This is a genomic window from Aeromicrobium sp., assembly GCF_036675695.1.
Classification (GTDB): Bacteria; Actinomycetota; Actinomycetes; order Propionibacteriales; family Nocardioidaceae; genus Aeromicrobium.
This window is the reverse complement of record NZ_JAKFEL010000197.1, coordinates 1-18575: the sequence shown is the minus strand read 5'-3', so window position 1 is coordinate 18575 and position 18575 is coordinate 1. Positions and strand designations below refer to the sequence as shown.

Here is an 18575-nt window from a genome sequence, read left to right as displayed (position 1 = left end):
GAGGGCAACCGCATGCTCTACATCCACCCCGACGAATGCGTCGACTGCGGTGCGTGTGAGCCGGTGTGCCCCGTCGAGGCCATCTTCTACGAGGACGACACCCCGGCGGAGTGGAAGGACTACTACACCGCCAACGTCGACTTCTTCAACGATCTGGGTTCGCCCGGCGGCGCTGCCAAGCTCGGCAAGATCGACAAGGATCACCCGATCATCGAAGCGCTGCCACCGCAGGAACACGACGAGTGATTCCCGCTGCGGCGGTTTCCGCGCGATTCCCGGACTTTCCCTGGGACACGATCGCTGACGCCAAGGCGCGCGCTGAGTCCCACCCCGATGGGTTGGTCGACCTGTCGATCGGCACTCCGGTCGACGACACCCCCGCAGTAGCCCAGGATGCACTTCGGGCTGCAGCCAATGCGCCCGGCTATCCGACGACGTACGGCCCCGAGTCGCTTCGACAGGCTGCCGTCGACTGGCTCGAGCGACGCTTTGAGGTCACCGGCCTGAAGGCCTCTCAGGTGCTGCCGACGATGGGCTCGAAGGAGCTCATCGCCACGTTGCCCGCCCAGCTCGGATTCGGAGCTGGTGACCTCGTGGTCGTACCCGCGCTGGCCTACCCCACGTACGAGGTCGGCGCCCGGTTCGCCGGCTGCGATGTCCTGGCGACCGACTCGACCGTCGCCGTGGGGCCACAGGCACCCGCAATCTTCTACATCAACTCTCCGGGCAACCCGACCGGCAAGATTCTCGGCATCGACCACCTCCGCAAGGTCGTGGAGTGGGCGCGCGAGCGCGGCACCCTGGTCGTGTCCGACGAGTGCTATCTCGAGTTCGCCTGGGAGGACACCCCTTACTCGGTGCTCCACCCCGACGTCTGTGGTGGCTCGTTCGACGGGATTCTTGCGGTGCACTCGCTGTCGAAGCGTTCCAATCTTGCGGGCTATCGAGATGCGTTCGTCGCTGGCGACCAGGCGATCATCACGGAGCTGCTCGAGGTTCGCAAGCACATGGGCGCGATGGTGCCGACCCCGATCCAGGCAGCGATGGCTGCTGCGCTGGGCGATGACGAGCACGTCAAGATCCAGCGCAAGGCATACGCCCTCCGGCGCTTTGAGCTGCGCAAGGCCGTCGAGGAGGCTGGCTTCACGGTCGAGCACTCCGAGGGTTCGCTGTTCCTCTGGGTGACGCGCGGAGAGAACGGTCGCAAGACGATCGACTGGCTGGCCGAGCGCGGGATCATCGCCGCACCCGGTGACTTCTACGGTGCTGCCGGCGCCGACTACGTACGCCTGTCGTTCATGGCGAAGGACGAACGCATCGCCGCAGCCGTGAAGCGCCTCGCCAGCTAGTACGTGGCTGGCAAACCCGCGCGCCGACCAACGCCCCGCGTCCCGGCTTCCTGCGTTCGACCTTCACAAAGTATGCCGACGGTTCATTGCGAGATGACATGCTGCGAGACCCGTAGTTACGAGCCTCGTTGCATCTATTCGGTGGAGTCGGTCCGTTTCACGTACTTGCGCAACGCCAAGAATCCAGTTATCGCAGGAACTGCTACCGCTACGCGGCCCGCGAACGCCCAGCCACTAGAACCGAGAGGTAGTTCATCGCGGTCGAGCCGGAAGACATGAAGTGGAGAGGCAAGCCATTCCATGAAGTAGGTGAATACGTTCCATGTGCCGGAAGGCGACACGTCCCACTCTCGCGGCGAGTCGATCAATCCGACGACGCAACAGATTGCGGCAGTCGCGCCGGCCAGTGCGAGCGGTCGTCCAGGGCGCTCGCCGTAACCGAGGAAGCTGTACAGCCAGAGCGTGATCTTTTCAGTCTTGCCTTTCGCCGTGCGCTGGCGCATTCGATAGTCCAGCCAGTTGAGCTTTGTTCGAACTGAGCCTGGCGCCCCCTTCGTCCCACCCAGGCGTGCGATCGCGGCGGCGTAGTCGGCTCTTAGATGGGACCCTGCTCTTCCGTCTTCAAGAGCCCTCGCCCTCTCGAGTTTGGGGCTCTGTCCGGGCAACTCCGGATGTAGCACTGGAACAGCCACGGCGGCCCCAGCGGTGATTGCAGCGATGGACTGAAGTCCCTTAAGCGTTACCGGCGTGCGGAAGTTGCGGAGCACCAGGCCATCGATCGAATTCGCATCCTCTTCGAGGTTGTCGATGGAGTCGATCTCCAATCCCTCAGCGTCGTTGCCAATGATTTGAGCGTTTCGTGCAGAGACGAGCCGAATCGCTCCTTTGACATTCTGGACGATGGCCCCAGTCTCAAGTCGAAGTTGGGTCGGGTTGTATCGCGACTTTGTTTTCGGCAGAATTTTTGGCAAGAAGGCGAGGTCTTCCGCGACCCCCTCGATGATCACCTCTGACGGACCTTGCACAGCAACTCTTCTTGCCACCGAAATGAGTCTGAGTTTCGTCTGGGCATCTGGCCTGATGTACGAATCAGAAATCTCGTAGATATCGAGGTGGGATCCCTTTGCGAGTGCCCAACCTTTGGTCCCCTCCCCGGAGACCAGGTTGTCTGTGTACAAACCAGCTTTGCGGCTCTTTGGTGGGGCTGCGATCCTGCTCCCGTCGTGCATCAGAAGTGTCCCGGCGTACTCGTTGTCGAGCCGCACTTCACAGCGCCCACGAATCCCCAGCAACTCGATCGGCGCCTTGTTCGCAGACTGCAGCAGCGAATTCGCCATCTCAACTGAATTGATGTTCGCCGTATGGCGAGTCACGATCACGCTCGCGGTGCGGATCGTCACTTTCTTCACGTGAGGCGCCACCAATTGCAAGCTATGTTCACTTCCCGGAACATCTGGCGCCCAAGCGCCCTCGATGGAGAGCCGCTCAAGGTTTGGTGCACTGGAAAGAGCGAGTGCTACGTCGCCTTGCAGGTTTCCAGTAGTTATCCGGAGATGCTCGAGATGGGCCCCAAACTTCGGTCCGTCTATTTGAGTCCGAGCGGCAGCATCCGCGCTCGACCGAGGATGAAGCGCAAGGTGGAGGTTCTTCGCAGGTATGAGATCGAATTGCGTCCGCGGGGCCATGTTCGCATTCGGCTTGTAGTGCAGCACAACCTCGTCGTCGCCTTCGAACCAGTAGCCATCCCACAGCCGAAAGTTCGCGAATCGGTTCCACGGGGCGGTTCGATACGCGTCTCGGGCGCTGATCCAATCCAGATCGGTCCGCTCCATCTCATCAGCGTAGTGCGAGGCGGACTGACTGGACGCTGGCTCGCCGGGTTGGTAATGGCACCCTTGCTAGGCGGTGAATTCTGGATTGATTCCCTGATGGTGGATCAATGAAAGCTCCTGGCCGATTGAAAGAAGCGCTTTGATCTCGACGACCCTGATTCGTTGATCTACCGTCAACACGTCTTCGCGTTCGATCGCATGAATTTCGTCCAGCGCGTGTGTCCACATTTCCATTTCAGTCTCCTGTGTTTGGGGATCTGAACGTACTGCCGGCCACGGACAAGTGTCGGGACTCGCGCCTAGGTTGAGGGCATGACGTACACCAAGGATCAGCAGATCAAACACGTCGTTGAAGGACTGGCTCTCGGCGTCCTGGCGAACGGCGTGGAAGCCGTCACCAGCGCCAAAATGACGCAGGAATTCGCGTTCAACCACGCTTGGCGAAGGTGGGGACCTGCTTCGAAGTTTCCGAGCATCAAGGGACATGACCCGGGCAATCTCATCTGGATCGGAATCGGCAAGTCAGAGCGCCGCCAAGGCGCTCGAGCCGCTTGGGAACGTGATCGCTGGTGCTACCCCTACGTGAGGTTGCAGGGGTGGACTGCCATGGCTTGCCTCGAACATCACGCAGACGAGCGCGCATCCATCTCCGACTGGCTTGAGCTTGGACGCATCTTCGCTGATCGATTCGCAGACGAGGAGAAACAACTCGTCACCGCCGATTAGTTGCCTGCAGCAACCAATTTGCGCGTTTCTGAGACGGTGAACCCCGTTCATGCGAGCGTGGTGCGTCACACCTCGACTTGACTGGATCGTGACATGTCAACACTCGCAAATCGGCGCCACAGCTCCACCGTCTTTCTCTTCGCAGCCCTGGCGCTGGTCGTGAGTTTGCTTGCTGCCACAACGGCGACGAAGGCCGTGGCGGTCGGCGAAGACTCTGGTGGTGTCTTCGTTCCCGTCACGCCTACCCGCATCGCTGACACCATGGCCGGAACAAACACTTCCGCTACTCCGATCTCATCAGGAGGGGTGCGGTCGATCAACGTTCTCGGCGTTGGCGGTGTGCCAAGCACGGGCGTCGGTGCCGTCGTGCTCGACGTCGCCGGCAGTTCGAATGCGGGCGCTGCTGTTTACGCGTACCCAGACGGAACCACGCGTGGCGGATCTTTCCTGAAGATCGACGCGAACGATGGATGGGATTCCAACACAGTCATCGTCAAGCCAGGCAGCAACGGCAAGGTCGCCTTCTACAACTCTTATGGCAGCACAGAGTTGAACGTTGACGTTCAGGGTTACTTCACCAATGTCAGCGGCGAGGGCTCGCCGGGCGGATTCGTGCCGATCACTCCTTCGCGCATCCTGTCCAGCTATGCGGGCATCGGTGTTCCTCTTGCAAAGTTCAAGGGCGGTACGACCACGCAGTTCCAGGTAGGAGGCGTTGGCGACATTCCTGCTGATGCAACCGCCGTCTTCGGCAACGTGAGGGTGTTCGATTCTAATTACAGCGGTGCCGCCAAGATCTTGGCGTCTAACGCGACTGTGAACAGCTCGTACTCGATCAACTTTGTGACGAACGAGTTCAACGACACGGGCTTGTCGATGAAGCTCGGCACAGACGGCAAGATCAAGATCGTCCTGAATGGATCTATCTCCGACACTGCGCATTTAATCATCGACGTGCAGGGCTATTTCACACCTGATCCGGAGAGCGGAGGTAGCTTCACCCCACTAACGCAGGACCGTATTTTCGACTCACGAAGCACCGTCCCGATCCCTGCAAACGGCTCTGTTGAAGTTCCGGTCGCGGGACACGGCGGCGTGCCGAACGATGACAATGTGGGTTCGGTTGTTGTGTCCGTCCTGGCACTCAACTGGCACGCGACGGGGTCGGTCAGGATCTACAACGCCGATCAGGCGCCGCCTGCTTCTACAAACCTTGCGTTCACGGCTCCCTATGACCGCGACGTCATTTCCACCTCGGTTGTAGAACTATCCGATGAGGGCAGCGTGATTGTTCAAAACCTCAGTGGGGGTTCTGTCGATGTAATCCTGGATGGTCAAGGCTGGTTTAGTGCGCCCAACGACGAGCCGGAGTTGCCTGCAATGACCTCGTACGGAGTGGATGAATCCATTCTCGAGGACATGAGAGTGATCGCTGCTGACGAAGGGATCAGTTTGCAGGCTGCAGTCGACAAATACGGCTGGCAAAACGCATTCTCTGACATTGCGGGTGAAGTGCAAGCAGCCCATCCAACGACCTTCGCGGGAGCGTCTATCAACACCAGTGGGCCTGTAGGCGGAACGATCACATTCAAGGGCGCAGTACCCTCAGACGTGAATACGATTGTGGCGGGCAGCCCCGTGCCGATCACTCTCAATGGCGGAATGGACCACTCTCAGGCCCAACTCGGCAACATTCTCGAAACCGCCCATAACGCCGTGATTGCCCAAGCGGGAACGACCGACGTCAACTCCCATTTTGATCGCGCTGCGGGAGTCATTCGCTCAACGGTAATCAACCCAGATGCGGGATTCGACTCGGCCGCAGCTTCCGACTCCGTGAGCGAGGAGGTGCAAGACAGCCTGGAGCCTACTCCAGTTCCCGAGGTGGAGATTACGACTTCTGTCGACGAGGGGCAGTCCGGAGAAGACTGGATCCGAGGCGGTGCGATCCTGACGGTGTACGGGACGAACATCATGACCTGCACCTCGGCCTTCCCGGTGCTGGAGACTGGGGGTTCCAGCAGTGGCGGCCTGATTACGGCCGCGCATTGCGATAACAACATTTGGTACAGCGGACGGAACTCGCTGACTTACGTCCGCAAGCTGCCAGCGAATCATGGCGACATTCAGTACATGCGCGGGTCTGAGGGTATCGGCCAAACGTTCTATTACGCGGTCGGCAAGTATCGGCGGATCACCGGCCTCGGCACCCCCTCGGCGAACCAGACCTTGTGCCACTTTGGGCGCGGAAATGATAAGCAGACTTGTGACGAGGTCAAGGACGTTCTGACGTGTCGAGGTTCATTCTGCAACCTCGTAGCGATGAAGCACCGTCGATCGTCTGGAGGTAACAGCGGCGGTCCTTGGTATTCCGGAGGAAGGGCGTACGGAGTGCATTCTGGCTACGACTGGATCGGTGGTGCAAAGCGCGACCAGTTCACACCCATCTACAACACGCTTCTCGACGTCTCAGTGAAGCTAAGCAAGTGAGAACAGCGGGCCGAAGCGCCCGGGCTCTTGCGACTTCTGCGCTCATTGTCACCGCCTGCCTTGGATGTACGTCAGACGGTCAGAAGGCCGTGTCCCAGGGAGGCGATGAAACTTCCGCGCAGACGACATTGGAGTATGCATCGGGCAAGTACATTCTGCTAGGCAGGCGAAGTTCCGAAGGCATGGACGCGATCGTGCAAGGAAACCTCGTCGAACTGCAATCTGGCTGTGTCGGGCTGTCTGTAGGGGCCGTCGAATACCTTGTGGTCTGGCCGAACGGGACCGAAGTCATCAAATCGAATCCGCTCCAGCTATCCATTCAGGGAACCCGAGTGTCAGCAGGAGACTTTGTGAAGGGTGCTGGCGGCACTGTCGATCCGGCAACTTTCCCCGGACTGCCGGATGTGCCCACGGATTGCGTGAGCGCCGAGATTTCTGTCATGGATCGGCTCGAATGACCGGTGGTCGGGCCGGGCAGTAATTAATCGACGGCGCTGGCAGACCCGGGTCGGGAGCGTTCGCGGGTTCCAAATCCGAGACATCGAATTCAGTCTGAGTCAAGACGCAAAATTTTGGTGCACCCAATATGTTCGCTGGTGCACCCTGCGTTGACCACGCCCCGAGAACCCAGCGGCTGGTCGAGCTTCACAGTGACCCGATAGAACATTCCAACATCACTACAGCCAAAGGCAAAGGAACGCGTCGTAACTGTCACGCGTACACTCTTGCTGCTTTCCTCCACTGACACTGAGCGCTGGTCTTCACAAGCGCTTCCGCTGTAGGCGAGGACAATGGTGTTGCCATCCGCCGAGACTAGTTCTTCAAGAACCTCGCGTTCGCCAACGCTCATCCAAGCGAAGTACATGGCTACGGCAGTTGCTGATGCCGCTAGCGGTAGAACAATTCGCAGTCGCCCGACCTTGCGCCCGATCAGGACAGGCAGCACCAGGAGGAGCCCGACAATAGGCAGCATCATTATCCCGAACGGCACCGCTCGAGAGTAACGGACGTCTTGCCAACGGGGTTGGTCGGAATCGCGCAATTCCACCGAGTGACCCTGAACGCTGCGCCAGCGGGATTCTTCGTTCGAATGGTCGACGATCTCGCACTGTGCAAGCCTCCGTGAGAACAGTGGAGACGTTTGCAGCCCTGGCGTAGGCAACGTTGCCACTTGCAATTCTGAATCCGTGTTTCACGGATCCGAGCATCGGAGACTACTGCGGGACAACCTCCGCAAGTTCAGGCATGTATAGGGGGTCGCACTCGACGAGGCCAGTCATCACATAGTTCGAGAAGACCGTGCTGCTCTCATTGAGTCCGTGGACGTACGAGGAGAACAGCGCCACGATGTCGGCGTTGGCCTTGGCCGTTACTGATCCGCTACCGCCGTTTGCGAGGCGCACCTTCAGCGCGGCCTTCACGGCATCACGCACCGTCAGGTACTCGCTGATGAGCTTGATCTAAGGGCGTCCAGGATCACTGAGCAACTGCTTGTCGGCAGCAACAACGCGCCGGCTGTCGATCACCTTGTCTTCGTAGTTCGAGGAGGTGCCGCGCGAAGCTGCCCACTGAGGGAACTTCTCGGTCAACTGTGCGTTGCCCTGTTGCCGCATGGCCAGTCAGCTCGGGCGACTGGTCGATCGAGGCGAAGCCATTTGGCGGTGTCATCACCAGGTTATGGTTCCTCACCAGACAACCCTGGTACAACTTCGGCCTTGGCAGCCGGGCCCGGATTCCGCCCGGATCGACTGCGCGGGTTTTGCCCGCCAGCCCTAGTTGCCAGGTACACCTAGTTGGTCGAAACCCGCACGATGTCAGGATCGGCGCTGTCTGTCGTCGTCCAGCCCCGGTCGGAGCGATCAGCGTTCCACTGCTTCGTCTCGAACTTCACCGTGGTGATGCCCAGGTGTGACGCATTGCCGACGAGGTAGTGCGCGATGGCCCAACCGCGCGCCTTCACGTCTGCTGGCTTGCCCGTCAGCGGGAAGCGTGCGTTGTCGCGGTCCTGACCTGACTCGATCTTGCCAAAGGCCCGCTGTACGTCCTCGACGACAACCTCCGTGCTGCTGTTGCCCTTGGGATTGATCTGGCAGGTGAACGCCGCGGGGCTGTAACCGCGCAGTGCCGACGCGAGGGCCCGGGCTTCCGGCTCGTGTTGTGCGTACGCGGTGGGGAAGCCCGAGCGCTGCACCCGCTGTGCGGCCTCGGTGATCACCATCGACTCGTAGCCGTCGACCTTCGCCAGAGCGCTGTAGAACCTGCCGATCGCGTAGTGGGGATTCATGATCTGGTCCACCGTGCCCCAGCCCTGTGACGGGCGCTGCTGGAACAGACCGATCGAGTCGCGGTCGCCGTAGTCGATGTTGTGGATCTTCGACTCCTGGAAGGCCGTCGCGATCGCGATCGTCGTGGCCCTCGGCGACAGCCCACGCTCCTGGGCGATGGCCGCCATCAGGCTTGCCCATCGACCTTGCTCCAGGTCGACCTGGGCTCGAAAGTCGCCGACCTTCGCGACGCAGTACTCGCTGCGCAACGGCTCACGATCGCGGAGTCCGGTGGCGACGAGAATGCCTGCGGCAAGAAGCCCAAATACAACAAACCAGCGCAACTTCATTGGCGGCTCACTAGTTGGCGTGCAGGGCGGAGTTGAGCTCGATGCCCGTACGTTCTCCGCGAGGCCGCGCCTCGATTGCACCAGTCTGGCTGTTGGTGAGGAAGAGGATGCCGTCCTGTCCCGACAGCTCGGCGGCCTTGACGGTCGAACCGTCGGGCATCGTGACTTTGGACCCAGCCGTGACGTAGGTGCCGGCCGCGACGACACAGTCGTTGCCCAGGGAGATGCCGATGCCGGCATTGGCGCCGATCAGCGAGTTCTCGCCGACGCGGATGACTTCCTTGCCGCCACCCGAAAGCGTGCCCATGATCGAGGCGCCACCACCGACGTCGGATCCGTTGCCGACAGTGACGCCAGCGGAGATCCGTCCTTCGACCATCGCGGTGCCGAGCGTGCCAGCGTTGAAGTTGACGAACCCTTCATGCATCACGGTGGTGCCCTCGGCAAGGTGAGCGCCGAGACGTACGCGATCAGCGTCACCTATGCGTACGCCGCTCGGTACGACGTAGTCGGTCATGCGGGGGAACTTGTCGACGCTGGTGACCTGCACGTGCAGACCGGCGGCACGTGCACGCGCACGGGTCGCCTCGAAGCCGTCGACCGCACACGGCCCAATCGACGTCCAGACCACGTTGGTGAGCACGCCGAACAGACCGTCGAGGTTCTGCCCGTGTGGCTTCACCAGGCGGTGTGACAGCAAGTGCAGGCGGAGGTAGGCATCGTACGCATCCGTGGGCGGTGCCTGGAGATCCGCGATTTCGGTCAGGACCACAGCTTTGACGACGTCGCGGATCGGGTCGGTGCCAGCCAGCGCGGTCAGCTCGGTTGGTTCGGAGGCGCCCTCAGGCACGGAACCAAGCTGGGGGGACGGGTACCAGACGTCAAGCACAGTGCCGTCAGGCGTCAGAGTGGCAACTCCGTAGGCGTATGCGTTGGCTGTGCTCATTGCTCCAATCTATCGGGGCGTCCGTGAACACAGGGATGGCCTAGGTTGCTCCGCATGACCTCCGTCGTCCTCGTCGTACTTCTGGTGACCTCGATGCTGGCCATCGGCGCCAACCTGACGACGGATTCGTTCGTGGAGCTGACGCGGCGACCGGCCTCCTTGGTCGTCGCCGTCGTCGCGAATGTCGTCGCCGTACCGGCAGTCGCCGCGGCCGCCGTTTCGCTGATCGACTTCCCAGCACCGGTGGCGCTCGGGATTGTGGTGTCTGCGGCCGCATCTGGCGGCAGCTCCGGTCCGTTACTCGTACGACATGCGGGTGGATCGCTCGCCCTTGCCGTTTCCCTTCAGGCGATGCTGGCGCTCCTGGCCCTCGCCGCAGTGCCTTTGTGGATGTTGGTGCTGTCGTCGGATTCGGCATTCGACCTTGAACGAGCTGCGAGCTTGGTCGCCGTACTGCTCGTTGCACAGGTCGTACCGTTCGCGGTCGGGATGATCATGCGCCGGCAGCGCCCACGAACCGCCGATCGCGTGCATGTGATCGCCGGCAGGATCGCCGATCTGCTCCTGCTGGGGATCATCCTCTGGTTCGCTGTCACAACGATTGGCAACATTGCAGATCTGCCAGCTGCGACGCTTCCCGTGATTGTCCTGCTCGTGACTGTGACGCTGGCTGCGTATGGGCTCCCGCGCCTTGACGGACCGAGCGAGCGCTCCGCGGTGTCGATGATCACGGCGATACGCAATCTGACTCTTGCCCTGCTCGTGGTCAACTTGAGCACGTCACCCGATCTGGCCGTGACGACGGTGCTGACGTACGGGTTCGTCATGTACGTCGGCGCGCTGCTCGCGCTTGTTCCCATGCGGCGCGCCCGCGTTGGCTAGCCACTACTTCTTGGGGAGTCCGTCCTTGGTGCAGAGGCTGCCGATGTCGGCGGTGCGATCGGCCTTGATGTAGTTGAACATCTTGGGGGCCCGTTCGGGGTCCCACGTCACGGCAAAGTCCCGCAACGGCACGGTGCAGTTGAGTCCTTCGCCACCCATCGCCGCCGACAGGGCAAGGGCGAACTTCGCGAGCGAGATAGGGCCGACGTTGTCGCCGATCTGCAGTGAGCCAGAGGCGCCGCTGGCGACCCGCATGTAGCGGAACGGGTTGAGCACGGTCCAGGGCGACTTGGCGGTCTTGGCGATCGAGCCGAGCACCTCTCGCTGGCTCTGGACGCGTTGAATGTCCTGCGTCGCGTACGAGTGGCGGTTGCGCGAGTAGGCGAGTGCTGTCTTGCCGTCAGCAGTCTGGCAACCCTTCTTGACGTCGAGCCCGGAGTCCTTGTCCTTGAGATCGGTCTTGGGGCAGATCTCGACGCCGCCGAGGGAGTCGACGACCTTGACCAGGCCGCCGAAGCCGACCTCGACGTAGTCGTCGACCCGGATGCCGGTGTTCTGCTCGATCGTGTGGACCAGCAGGGGAGCGCCGCCGAATGCGTACGCGGCGTTGATCTTGGTGCGACCGTAGCCCTTGATGTCAACAAGGGAGTCGCGCGGCAGCGACATCAGCAGCGTCGGGCCACTGCCGGTGTGAAGCAGCATGATCGTGTCAGTACGACCTCGACCGCCGCTGTCTCCGCCGGTCGTGAGCTCCTTCTGCTCTTCCTTGGTGAGCCCACGGCGACTGTCGGAGCCGACCAGAAGGTAGGTCGTGCCGGGCTGCTCAGCAGGGCGCGCGCCATTCGGTTCGGCGTCGACCTTGCCGATCTTGCCCCAGGCCCAGACCGGCACGGCGACGAGGAACACGATCCAGGCAAGCAAAACGAAACCGAAGATCTTGCGACCGTTGCGCTTCTTCTTGGGCGGTGTCGGCGGACGTTCAGCAGGCCGGGAGCGGACTGACCCGGGCGGCGGCAGCTTGGGCGGCGGCAGGTCTGAGGACTGAGGAGCCGCTTTGGGAGGGGTCGTCTTCCCATCGCCGTACAGCCATCCGTACTCTCCCTCGGACCACTCACCTGGCATGCAAATGACCGTACCGGACCGCTCGGCGCACATGACTGATCTCGCTCGGAACAGGCTTCGAAATTGCTGAGACTTTCACGGCGCGCCTTCAACCACGACTTGAAGGTTGGGAGCAATACTGAGTACCGCCTCAGCTTCTTCCCCACGTGAGGACACCATGTCTGACGTTCGCTCGAGTGTGATGGGTGGCTCCTATGCCCGTCCGGCCGACACCTCTGCCCGCATTCAGTTTCGTCGTGCCCTGACCCTGACAGCGATGACCCTCGTGATGCCGGGCTCAGCCCAGCTCGTGATGGGCAATCGCAAGGTCGGTCGCATCAGCGTTCGCATCTGGCTCACGTTCCTCGCGTTCGGTGGCTTCGTGCTGTTGCTGTCGATGACCTCGCGTACGGGACTGTTCTCGCTGCTGACCGACACGCGCCTGCTGACGTTCGGCAGGTATGTACTGATGGCGGGCGCCATCGCCTGGGTTGCGTTGCTCATCGATGCGTGGCGTCTTGGACGACCGCTCGAAATGGCTCGCAACCATCGCCTCTGGATGACCGGACTCAACAGTGCGTTGTGCTTCATCACGGCGGGAACGATGTTCTTCGCCGCCCACCTCGTTGCGGTGCAGAGCTCATTCATCGGAACCGTGTTCGCATCCGAGACAGTGTCGGACCCCGAGGACGGTCGCTACAACGTGCTCCTCTTGGGCGGCGACTCCGGCGCGGACCGAAGCGGTCTGCGCCCCGACTCGCTGACGATTGCCAGCATCGACAAGGACACCGGCCGTACGGTGCTGATCGGCCTTCCCCGCAACTTGCAGGACATGCCGTTCCCCAAGGGTTCGGTCATGGCGAAGCAGTTCCCCAACGGGTTCAACGGTGAGGGCCAGTACCTCAACGCGATCAACACCTGGGCGAACGACCACGCGGACCTGTTCGACACGAAGGACCCCGGCCTCGAGGCGACGATGGGTGCTGTCGAGGAAGCGACCGGGCTCAAGCTCAACTACTACGCACTCGTCAACATGCACGGTTTTTCGAAGCTCGTCGATGCCGTGGGCGGAGTGACGATCAACGTCAAGGAACGTACGGCAATCGGCGGCATCGGTTCCCCGATCCGCGGCTACATCGAGGCCGGCACGCAGAAGCTCGATGGTGGCGAGACGCTCTGGTACGCCCGCAGCCGGGTGCAGAACGACGACTGGTCGCGTATGGGTCGTCAGAAGTGCGTGATGAACGCGATGCTCAAGCAGCTCAGCCCGCAGAAGGTTCTGCTCAACGTGCAGAAGATTGCAGAGTCGGGCAAGGCGCTGCTCACGACGAACATCCCGCAACAGGACCTCGACGTGTTCATGAACCTCGCACTCAAGGCGAAGTCGCAGAAGATGTCGACCGTTTCGCTGGTGCCGCCGCTGATCTACACGGGCAGCCCGGACTTCGACAAGGTCCGCCGGGTGATCGACAAGGCCATCGCCAAGTCCGAGGGCAAGGCGACACACAAGGTCGGTCTGACGCAGGCGAAGCTCAAGCTCCCGAAGACCGACGTCGAGTCGAATGATCCTCGCAAGGCCAACCAGTCGGCGGACCTCGACTCCTCCTGCTGACCGTCGGCGGAACCTGAGAATGGGCGTAGATCACACCTATTCATTTCGAACATGGCACCTGCTTCAGTGATAATGGATGCTTCGTCGGCCACCAATACGTGAGGGACCATGTCGCATCGCGCGAGTCTCCTGGGCCGCGGCTATCAGGACCGCCACCTGGATTCGCCGCGCGTCCGCTTTCGTCGCGCCTTGACGTTGTGCCTGATGACGATCGTCTTTCCGGGTTCGGCTCAGTCGGCCGTCGGCAGCAGGTTTGTCGGTCGGACTGCTCAATTCCTGTGGGTGTGCGTGCTGGGCCTCGGCGGATTCCTGGCGTTCACCTACTTCACCGACCGAGCCACGTTCCTCGGCTACTTCACCAACAGCGACAAGCTGGCGATCGCCCGCATCGCTCTGGTCTCTCTGGGCGTCGTGTGGCTGCTTTTGTTCATCGATGCGTGGCGCCTCGGGTCCACGTTCAAGCTGCCGTTCCGGCGAGCCGCGATCATCACGATCGTCAACATCGGCATCATCGCCGGCGTGGCTGGCTCGACGGCCTATGCCTCTCAGCTCATCAAGGTCTCGCGTGAGACCGTCAAGACGGTCTTCACAGCCACGGAGACGACACCGCCGCTCAAGGGCCGCTACAACATCCTGATGGTCGGCTCGGACGCTCGCAAGGACCGCGTGGGTGTGCGACCGGACTCGCTGACGATCGCCAGCATCGATGCGGAAACCGGTCGCACCGTCCTGATCTCGCTGCCGCGCAACCTGCAGAACGTTCCGTTCGCCGAGGACTCGCCGATGCGTCAGGTCTACCCGTACGGCTACAACTGCGGGCCGACCTGTCTGCTGAACGCCGTGCACACGGCCGCGCAGAACCGTACCGATCTCTATCCCGACAGCGACGATCCGGGGCTGGACGCCACGATCGATGCGGTCGAGGGCGCCACCAACCTCAAGATCAACTACTTCGTGATGGTCAACCTCAACGGCTTCAAGGGACTCGTCAACGCGGTCGGTGGAGTCACGATGGACGTCAAGACCCGCATCGCGATGTTCGGTCACGACGACTCCTACAAGCAGACCTACATCGAGCCGGGTCGCCAGAATCTCGATGGGCAGGAAGCCCTTTGGTACGCGCGGAGCCGCGTCGCCGCCGACGACTTCACCCGAATGGGTCGGCAGAAGTGCCTCATGGCGGCGATGCTCGATCAGCTCAGCCCGCAGAAGGTGCTCAGGAACGCGACGAAGATTGCCGCGTCCGGCAAGGAGCTGCTGAGCACCAACATCCCTGAGGTTGAGCTCGGTCAGTTCGCCGACCTCGCGTTGAAGTCACGCGGTGAGAAGATCGGCGTCGTCTCGCTGGTGCCGCCGGTCGTGTCGACCGTCAATCCCAACTTCCCGGCGATCCACGCCATGATCCAGACCGCGATCGACAAGTCCGAGAAGACTTCTGCGAGAAGTGGCGAAAAGAAGAAGAAGGACCCGACCCAGCGTGCGGCCAACACCACAGACGACCTGGCAGCCACCTGCTAGTCGAGCGGCTACTTGGAGGAGTCCAGGTACGCCGCGATCACTTCTTCGGGATCGCCATCCATCATGAGCTCTCCGCGGTTGATCCAGATGACGCGGTTGCACGTGTCGCGGATCGACTGCATTGAGTGACTCACGAGGAACACGGTTCCCGCGTTGTCGCGTATCTCACGGATGCGGGCTTCACTGCGGCGCCGGAACTGTCGGTCGCCGACGGCCAGGGCCTCGTCGACAATCAGGATCTCGTGATCCTGGACGGTGGCGATGGCGAACTTCAGGCGAGCCGTCATGCCTGAGGAGTAGGTGCGCATCGGCAGCTGGATGAACTCGCGAAGGCCGGCGAAGTCGACGATGTCGTCCATCCGCTCCTCGATCTCGCGAAGCGAGAACCCCAGTGCCAGTCCGCCGAGGATGATGTTGCGCTCACCCGAGAGGTCCTTGATCAGGGCGGCTCCGACACCCAGCATGCTCGGCCTCGAGGCGGCGTAGATCGAGCCCTGCGATGTAGGCGTCGCACCGCTGATGGCACGCATGAGGGTGGACTTGCCGGAGCCGTTGGAGCCGATGATGCCGATGCTGTCGTTCTCGTACGCCGTGAACGAGACCCCTTTGAGGGCCTTGACCGAGCGCATCCGACGGGATCGTTCCATCAGCTTGCGAGCGCTGTCTGCAGCGGTTGCGCGCTTGCCCGTGGCGAGCACTTTGTACTCGACGTGGACGTCGTCGACGATCACGACCGGCTTGCGATCAGTCGGCGCGACCATAGCGCTCCTCAGCTGACCAGAAGAAGACGATCCCGATGGCGAGAAGGCCGAAGGACCACGCTGATGCGTAGATCCAGTACTCCATCTTGACCTGGTAAGCGTCGCCGCCGAGCAGGATGCCGCGTGCCAGGGTGAGGAACTCGTGGATCGGCTGGAAGTCGGCAACGCGGAGGACCGCAGGCACGTCCTTGAAGCGCTCCTCGACGCTGAAGAACAGCCCGCTGGTGTAGAACAGCAGTCGCGTGATGAAGGGCAGCAGCTTCTTGAGGTCACGGAAGTGGACCGTCAGTCGTGCCGTGATGAAGGTCAGCCCGGCGTTGAAGCAGAAGAAGAGCGCGATGAGCGGGAACATCAGCAACCAGTTGACGTGCGGGGCGTTGCCGGTCGCCAGCACCAGGAGCACCATGATCGCCATGGTCGGGATGAACAGCAGGAGTCGTTGGACCACGAGCGACAGCGGCAGTGTCAGTCGCGGGAAGCTCAGACTCTGCAGCAGCGCGATGTTGGACGTGATCGACCTCGCGCCGGCGCCGAACGTCGACGAGAAGAACTGGAACATGAACACGCCGATGATGAGGAACTCGACGAAGTTGGGCGGACGGCTGCCGGCCAGGAGGATTCCGAACACCGTTCCGTAGACCGCGCCCTCGAGAACCGGCTGGAGAACGACCCACAGCATGCCGATCCGGCTGCGCTGGTTCTCGGCCTCGATGCGGAACTTGGCCAGCGAGTAGACGAACTGCCGACGAGCCCACACCTCACGGAGGTAGGCAACGAGGGGAGGACGAGCGCCAACCCGGGTGAGACCGCCCGGCGCCACGTCATCGGCGAGGTGCATCTGGAAGGTCCCTACTGTGAGTTCTCGCCAGACGATCAGACCCGACCGCGGCATCCTGAGTGTAGTGGATCGGCCTACGCGATCTGGGCTGACTCCTGCTGCGCCACGCGTGCCAGATCATCGGGAGTGGCGGAGGTCACGACGACCAAAGAGCCGCCACCGAGACAGGCCGCCACGATGAGCTCAGCGTCGCGCTCTACGGTGCCGGGTTCGACGATGATGCGTCGGCTGTCGGGCGGGGTCGTGAGCAGATCGGCGTGCGTACGCTGCACGCCGTCAATGTCGACGGCAACCGTTGCTTCGGTGGGTGGATCGGCGGCGAAGAAGTGGTCTCCGTGCCCTGGCACTTCCGCGCCGAGGTCGAGGAACCCATCGGGTTCAGTGATGAACCGTCCGCCCAATGGCCGAAGCGACGCGGCAACACGGTGACGCTCATCGGCCTCGAGCTCTGGTCCGCTGAGTCCGATGTCGGCTGCCGAGTCCACGATCGCGGCGCCGACATTCCATGCAGAAAGGATCCAGACGAATCGCAGCCAGTGGGTCGGTATGCCGATACGGATGCGTGACGAGGAGTCTGCATCGAGGTCGTCCACCAGGAAGTTGCTGGTCTTGGCAACCCAGTTGGCCGTCGTCGTACCGCTGAGCTCAACGCGCTCGCCGGTCGAGATGTCGTAGTAGGTGAGTAGCGGCACCGATGGATCGGCGACACCGCCAAGCAGCCGGTCCAGTGCGGTCATGCGTGTGCTGCTTCGAGGGCCGCGCGTACGTCGTTGGGGACAGGCCGCGCTTTTCCGGGATCAGGCTGGCCAAGTCCAGACACCCGGATGAGGTCGGCGGGTGCGTCGTCGGTGTGCTCGACAACCAGCACCGGGATCTCGGCGTCGAGGGCACCAAGCAGACCAGGGGTGCGCAGCACAGGATCGATCACGAGTGTGCGGCTCGATGGGCCGAGGATCAGCACGTCGGTTGACGCGAGCTGTTGGGCGGTCTCTGCCGCGACCGACCATGGGCCAGCCACGAGCACGACCTCTTGGAGCTCGCGATCGGCCGGCGCGGCGAGGTACTCCGAAATGTGAATGGCGCGCGCGCCGTCGTCCTCCGCCACAACGGCATGGAGCTCGGCGCGGTCGTCGCTCATCGGGAGGAGAGTGAAGGGCAGTCCGCGGCGCTTGGCCTCCGCCTGCGTTGCCTCGGTCAGCGAGTAGCCGGTGTTGAGCAGCTCCGTACGAATCAGCTGGCTCGTGATGTTGGTGTCAGTGGGTCGGTGCCATGCGGGGGAGTAGCCGACAGCGTTCAGTCCGTCGGCCACTGCGTGGGTCGGCGTTGCATCGACCCCGAGCAGGGCGTCCAGATCGGGACATACCTTCAGGCCGGTGAGCCACTGATCGCGAATGATCGGCACGACGACCGTGAGCTCATCGTCCTCACTAAGGAGGTCGGCGAGCTGGTGGACGAAATGGGCGCCGTCGGCGCCAGCAACGATCGTGATGCGCATACCCAAGTGTCTCCCGTACTCGTCGGCCGACTTTCACTGCACCCGAGGTGACGTGAAGAGCGAGCGAAGCGAGCAAGCCGGCCGTGGCGAGCGTCCGCGCGAGCCGCGGAGTGAGCTGTTGGGGGTCCCCCCACGAGCTCTGCGAGTAGGGGGCGGGACGAGCAGCGCCCGGATTCCATTGTGTCTGGCCCGAAATGGCGTTCGCGCGCCGCGGTGACTTTTCGCTGGCGACACGCCGTGAATTTGCCCAATCTTGCCATTCCGCTTGACTTGTGAGAGTCGCAGGCTTGTAATTTCAAGTATGTCATTCGATTTGGGTCTGCCGCCGGAGCTCGATGAAGAACTCATGTGGCAAGAGCGAGCCCTCTGCGCTCAGACTGACCCCGAGGCGTTCTTCCCTGAAAAGGGCGG

19 protein-coding genes and 1 pseudogene are annotated in these 18575 nt (G+C 62.1%); 8 read left to right on the top strand and 12 right to left on the bottom strand.

The genetic code is table 11. The features are described 5' to 3' along the window. The coding region (gene fdxA, locus V6M39_RS12725) for a ferredoxin (RefSeq protein WP_332644186.1) at nt 1-246 on the top strand (246 nt) is incomplete at its 5' end. Next, a complete protein-coding gene (dapC, locus tag V6M39_RS12720) occupies nt 243-1349 on the top strand; it encodes a succinyldiaminopimelate transaminase (RefSeq protein WP_332644185.1) in 1107 nt (368 codons plus the stop codon). The genes fdxA and dapC, both read left to right, overlap by 4 nt. Before the next feature lie 134 nt (nt 1350-1483). Here dapC and V6M39_RS12715 read toward each other — a convergent pair whose 3' ends face one another. After that, a complete protein-coding gene (locus tag V6M39_RS12715) occupies nt 1484-3181 on the bottom strand; it encodes a hypothetical protein (protein ID WP_332644184.1) in 1698 nt (565 codons plus the stop codon). A gap of 66 nt (nt 3182-3247) precedes the next feature. Next, nucleotides 3248-3616 (bottom strand): hypothetical protein, encoded by a 369-nt coding sequence (locus V6M39_RS12710; protein WP_332644183.1) that lies wholly within the window; start codon nt 3614-3616, stop codon nt 3248-3250. A 384-nt stretch (nt 3617-4000) separates the two neighbouring features. Between V6M39_RS12710 and V6M39_RS12705 the strand changes: the two genes are divergently transcribed. Then, nucleotides 4001-6397: a hypothetical protein gene (locus V6M39_RS12705; protein WP_332644182.1), complete on the top strand. Its 2397-nt coding sequence runs from the start codon at nt 4001-4003 to the stop codon at nt 6395-6397. A 182-nt stretch (nt 6398-6579) separates the two neighbouring features. Continuing rightward, a complete protein-coding gene (locus V6M39_RS12700) occupies nt 6580-6855 on the top strand; it encodes a hypothetical protein (protein ID WP_332644181.1) in 276 nt (91 codons plus the stop codon). A gap of 89 nt (nt 6856-6944) precedes the next feature. Here the strand turns inward: V6M39_RS12700 and V6M39_RS12695 are convergent, their stop codons facing one another. From V6M39_RS12695 to dapD, 5 genes are all read right to left on the bottom strand, one after another. Next, nucleotides 6945-7388 carry a hypothetical protein gene (locus V6M39_RS12695; RefSeq protein ID WP_332644180.1) on the bottom strand — a complete coding sequence of 148 codons (444 nt, stop codon included), beginning with the start codon at nt 7386-7388 and terminating at the stop codon, nt 6945-6947. Between the two features lie 223 nt (nt 7389-7611). Next, the gene (locus tag V6M39_RS12690) at nt 7612-7818 is read right to left on the bottom strand and encodes a hypothetical protein (RefSeq protein ID WP_332644179.1); all 207 of its coding nucleotides are present in this window, start codon (nt 7816-7818) and stop codon (nt 7612-7614) included. A gap of 39 nt (nt 7819-7857) precedes the next feature. Continuing rightward, nucleotides 7858-8010, bottom strand: a complete 153-nt coding sequence (locus V6M39_RS12685; RefSeq protein ID WP_332644178.1) for a hypothetical protein — start codon at nt 8008-8010, stop codon at nt 7858-7860. Between the two features lie 176 nt (nt 8011-8186). Further along, nucleotides 8187-9011: a hypothetical protein gene (locus tag V6M39_RS12680; RefSeq protein WP_332644177.1), complete on the bottom strand. Its 825-nt coding sequence runs from the start codon at nt 9009-9011 to the stop codon at nt 8187-8189. 10 nt (nt 9012-9021) lie between these two features. Continuing rightward, the gene (gene dapD, locus V6M39_RS12675) at nt 9022-9957 is read right to left on the bottom strand and encodes a 2,3,4,5-tetrahydropyridine-2,6-dicarboxylate N-succinyltransferase (protein ID WP_332644176.1); all 936 of its coding nucleotides are present in this window, start codon (nt 9955-9957) and stop codon (nt 9022-9024) included. 54 nt (nt 9958-10011) lie between these two features. On the opposite strand from dapD, the gene V6M39_RS12670 reads away from it, so the two are divergent. Then, nucleotides 10012-10839, top strand: a complete 828-nt coding sequence (locus V6M39_RS12670; RefSeq protein ID WP_332644175.1) for a bile acid:sodium symporter — start codon at nt 10012-10014, stop codon at nt 10837-10839. 3 nt (nt 10840-10842) lie between these two features. Here the strand turns inward: V6M39_RS12670 and V6M39_RS12665 are convergent, their stop codons facing one another. Continuing rightward, nucleotides 10843-11961 (bottom strand): LCP family protein, encoded by a 1119-nt coding sequence (locus V6M39_RS12665; protein WP_332644174.1) that lies wholly within the window; start codon nt 11959-11961, stop codon nt 10843-10845. Nucleotides 11962-12118: 157 nt separating this feature from the next. Between V6M39_RS12665 and V6M39_RS12660 the strand changes: the two genes are divergently transcribed. Further along, nucleotides 12119-13552, top strand: coding sequence for an LCP family protein (locus V6M39_RS12660; RefSeq protein ID WP_332644173.1), 1434 nt, complete (start codon nt 12119-12121; stop codon nt 13550-13552). 204 nt (nt 13553-13756) lie between these two features. Beyond that, entirely contained in the window at nt 13757-15070 is a 1314-nt protein-coding gene (locus V6M39_RS12655; protein WP_332644172.1) for an LCP family protein, read from the top strand. A gap of 8 nt (nt 15071-15078) precedes the next feature. Here V6M39_RS12655 and V6M39_RS12650 read toward each other — a convergent pair whose 3' ends face one another. The 4 genes from V6M39_RS12650 to V6M39_RS12635 all read right to left on the bottom strand — a co-directional run bounded on the left by V6M39_RS12650 (nt 15079) and on the right by V6M39_RS12635 (nt 18164). Beyond that, nucleotides 15079-15831, bottom strand: a complete 753-nt coding sequence (locus V6M39_RS12650; protein WP_332644171.1) for an ABC transporter ATP-binding protein — start codon at nt 15829-15831, stop codon at nt 15079-15081. Further along, on the bottom strand, nt 15815-16669 hold the full coding sequence (locus V6M39_RS12645) for an ABC transporter permease (protein ID WP_332644170.1): 855 nt from the start codon (nt 16667-16669) through the stop codon (nt 15815-15817). Before V6M39_RS12645 ends, V6M39_RS12650 begins: the two co-directional genes overlap by 17 nt. A gap of 74 nt (nt 16670-16743) precedes the next feature. After that, nucleotides 16744-17406 (bottom strand): TIGR03089 family protein, encoded by a 663-nt coding sequence (locus V6M39_RS12640; protein WP_332644169.1) that lies wholly within the window; start codon nt 17404-17406, stop codon nt 16744-16746. Then, nucleotides 17403-18164, bottom strand: coding sequence for a 2-phospho-L-lactate transferase CofD family protein (locus V6M39_RS12635; protein WP_332644168.1), 762 nt, complete (start codon nt 18162-18164; stop codon nt 17403-17405). The genes V6M39_RS12640 and V6M39_RS12635 overlap by 4 nt, the downstream gene beginning before the upstream one ends. Nucleotides 18165-18465: 301 nt before the next feature. Between V6M39_RS12635 and V6M39_RS12630 the strand changes: the two are divergent. Beyond that, nucleotides 18466-18575 (top strand): annotated as a pseudogene (locus tag V6M39_RS12630) (WhiB family transcriptional regulator); the annotation flags it as partial.

What these genes read in the sequence shown, in the direction of transcription:
- V6M39_RS12715 (WP_332644184.1), bottom strand. Translation starts at nt 3,181, where the DNA reads ATGGAGCGGACCGATCTGGATTGGATCAGCGCCCGAGACGCGTATCGA.
- V6M39_RS12705 (WP_332644182.1), top strand. Translation starts at nt 4,001, where the DNA reads ATGTCAACACTCGCAAATCGGCGCCACAGCTCCACCGTCTTTCTCTTC.
- V6M39_RS12700 (WP_332644181.1), top strand. Translation starts at nt 6,580, where the DNA reads ATGGACGCGATCGTGCAAGGAAACCTCGTCGAACTGCAATCTGGCTGT.
- V6M39_RS12685 (WP_332644178.1), bottom strand. Translation starts at nt 8,010, where the DNA reads ATGCGGCAACAGGGCAACGCACAGTTGACCGAGAAGTTCCCTCAGTGG.
- V6M39_RS12680 (WP_332644177.1), bottom strand. Translation starts at nt 9,011, where the DNA reads ATGAAGTTGCGCTGGTTTGTTGTATTTGGGCTTCTTGCCGCAGGCATT.
- dapD (WP_332644176.1), bottom strand. Translation starts at nt 9,957, where the DNA reads ATGAGCACAGCCAACGCATACGCCTACGGAGTTGCCACTCTGACGCCT.
- V6M39_RS12670 (WP_332644175.1), top strand. Translation starts at nt 10,012, where the DNA reads ATGACCTCCGTCGTCCTCGTCGTACTTCTGGTGACCTCGATGCTGGCC.
- V6M39_RS12665 (WP_332644174.1), bottom strand. Translation starts at nt 11,961, where the DNA reads ATGCCAGGTGAGTGGTCCGAGGGAGAGTACGGATGGCTGTACGGCGAT.
- V6M39_RS12660 (WP_332644173.1), top strand. Translation starts at nt 12,119, where the DNA reads ATGTCTGACGTTCGCTCGAGTGTGATGGGTGGCTCCTATGCCCGTCCG.
- V6M39_RS12655 (WP_332644172.1), top strand. Translation starts at nt 13,757, where the DNA reads ATGACGATCGTCTTTCCGGGTTCGGCTCAGTCGGCCGTCGGCAGCAGG.
- V6M39_RS12650 (WP_332644171.1), bottom strand. Translation starts at nt 15,831, where the DNA reads ATGGTCGCGCCGACTGATCGCAAGCCGGTCGTGATCGTCGACGACGTC.
- V6M39_RS12645 (WP_332644170.1), bottom strand. Translation starts at nt 16,669, where the DNA reads ATGCACCTCGCCGATGACGTGGCGCCGGGCGGTCTCACCCGGGTTGGC.
- V6M39_RS12640 (WP_332644169.1), bottom strand. Translation starts at nt 17,406, where the DNA reads ATGACCGCACTGGACCGGCTGCTTGGCGGTGTCGCCGATCCATCGGTG.
- V6M39_RS12635 (WP_332644168.1), bottom strand. Translation starts at nt 18,164, where the DNA reads ATGCGCATCACGATCGTTGCTGGCGCCGACGGCGCCCATTTCGTCCAC.